We start from the raw sequence: 1,952 nt of genomic DNA on the forward strand, positions 1-1,952 counted from the left end.
GGCGTGGAATGCATGGTGGTGGCCAACGATGCCACCGTCAAAGGCGGCACCTACTACCCGCTGACCGTCAAAAAGCACCTGCGCGCGCAAGAAATTGCCATGCAAAACCACCTGCCTTGCATCTACCTGGTGGATTCGGGCGGGGCCTTTTTGCCGCGCCAAGACGAAGTCTTCCCCGACCGGGACCACTTTGGCCGCATCTTCTACAACCAGGCCCAGATGAGCGCCATGGGCATCGCCCAAATTGCCGTGGTGATGGGCTCGTGCACCGCGGGCGGGGCCTACATGCCCGCCATGAGCGACGAAACCATCATCGTCAAAAACCAGGGCACCATCTTCCTGGGCGGCCCGCCGCTGGTAAAAGCCGCCACCGGCGAAGTCGTCACCGCCGAAGACCTGGGCGGGGGCGACGTACATACCCGCATCTCCGGCGTGGCCGACCACCTGGCCGACAACGACGCGCACGCCTTGCTGATCGCCCGCAATATCGTTGCCAACCTGAACCGGCAAAAACCCACCACGGTGAAGCTGGAAGCCAGCGAAGAGCCGCTGTACGACCCCGCAGAAATCTACGGCGTGGTGCCGCTGGACGCGCGCAAGCCCTATGACGTGCGCGAAATCATCGCCCGCACCGTGGACGGCTCGCGCTTTGACGAATTCAAGGCCCGTTACGGCAGCACCCTGGTCACCGGCTTTGCCCGGCTGTACGGCATGCCGGTGGGTATCGTCGCCAACAACGGCATTCTGTTTGGCGAGTCGGCCCAGAAAGGCGCGCACTTCATCCAGCTGTGCGCGCAGCGCGGTATCCCGCTGGTCTTCTTGCAGAACATCACCGGCTTCATGATTGGCCGCAAGGTGGAAAACGGCGGCATCGCCAAAGACGGGGCCAAGATGGTCACCGCCGTGGCCACCGCCGCCGTGCCCAAGATCACCATGCTGGTGGGTGGCAGCTTTGGCGCAGGCAACTACGGCATGTGTGGCCGCGCCTTTTCGCCCCGCTTCCTTTGGATGTGGCCCAACGCACGCATCAGCGTGATGGGCGGCGAGCCGGCCGCGGGGGTGCTGGCCACGGTGAAGCGCGACGGCATCGCGGCCAAAGGCGGTCAGTGGTCGACCGAAGACGAAGCTGCCTTCAAAGACCCGATCCGCGCCCAATACGAGCTGCAAGGCCATCCCTACTACGCCACGGCCCGGCTGTGGGACGACGGCGTGGTGGACCCGGCGCAAACCCGGCGCGTGCTGGGCCTGTCGCTGGCGGCGGCGCTGAATGCGCCCATTCCGCCCACCCAGTTCGGCCTTTTCCGCATGTGAGGCACTATGTACACCCGCCTAGAAATTGAAACCCAGGGCAGCGCCGCCTGGCTGTGGATGAACAAGCCCGAGGTCCACAACGCCTTTGACGAAACCCTGATCGCCGAACTCACCCAGGCCCTGACCGCCCTGGATGCCGACCCCGCCGTGCGCGCCGTGGTGCTGGCGGGCCGGGGTAAAAGCTTCTCGGCCGGGGCTGACCTAGGCTGGATGCAGCGCCAGGGCGCCGCCACACTGGAGAAAAACGTGGACGATGCGCGCCAACTGGCGCATTTGTTCCGCACCTTGGCCTGCATGGCCACCCCCACTATCGCCCGCGTGCACGGTGCGGCGCTGGGCGGCGGCATGGGCCTGGCCGCTGCCTGCGACATCTGCGTGGCTTCCAGCCAGGCGCAGTTCGCTACCTCGGAAGTGCGTTTTGGCATCATTCCAGCCACCATCGGCCCGTATGTGCTGCGTGCCATCGGCGAACGCCAGGCCTACCGCTACTTCCAGACCGCAGAGCGCATCAGCGCCGAGCGGGCTCTGGCCTTGGGCCTGGCACATGAAGTCGCTGCGCCCGATGCGCTGGATGCCACGGTGCAGACCCTGTTAGAGGCCTTGCAAGCAGGCGGGCCTGGCGCGCAAGCCGCCGCCACCGA

2 protein-coding genes are annotated in these 1,952 nt (G+C 65.7%); both read left to right on the forward strand.

Going from position 1 to position 1,952, the window contains the following annotated elements; genetic code table 11:
• Positions 1–1,311: carboxyl transferase domain-containing protein (locus tag ABI213_RS21105; protein WP_348028535.1), on the forward strand; the 1,311-nt coding region annotated here is incomplete at its 5' end.
• Positions 1,312–1,317: 6 nt separating this feature from the next.
• Positions 1,318–1,952 (forward strand): enoyl-CoA hydratase-related protein (locus tag ABI213_RS21110; RefSeq protein ID WP_348028537.1); only part of this gene is annotated, 635 nt, incomplete at its 3' end.

The sequence above is a fragment of the Rhodoferax sp. genome, from assembly GCF_039922535.1.
Classification (GTDB): Bacteria; Pseudomonadota; Gammaproteobacteria; order Burkholderiales; family Burkholderiaceae_C; genus Rhodoferax_B.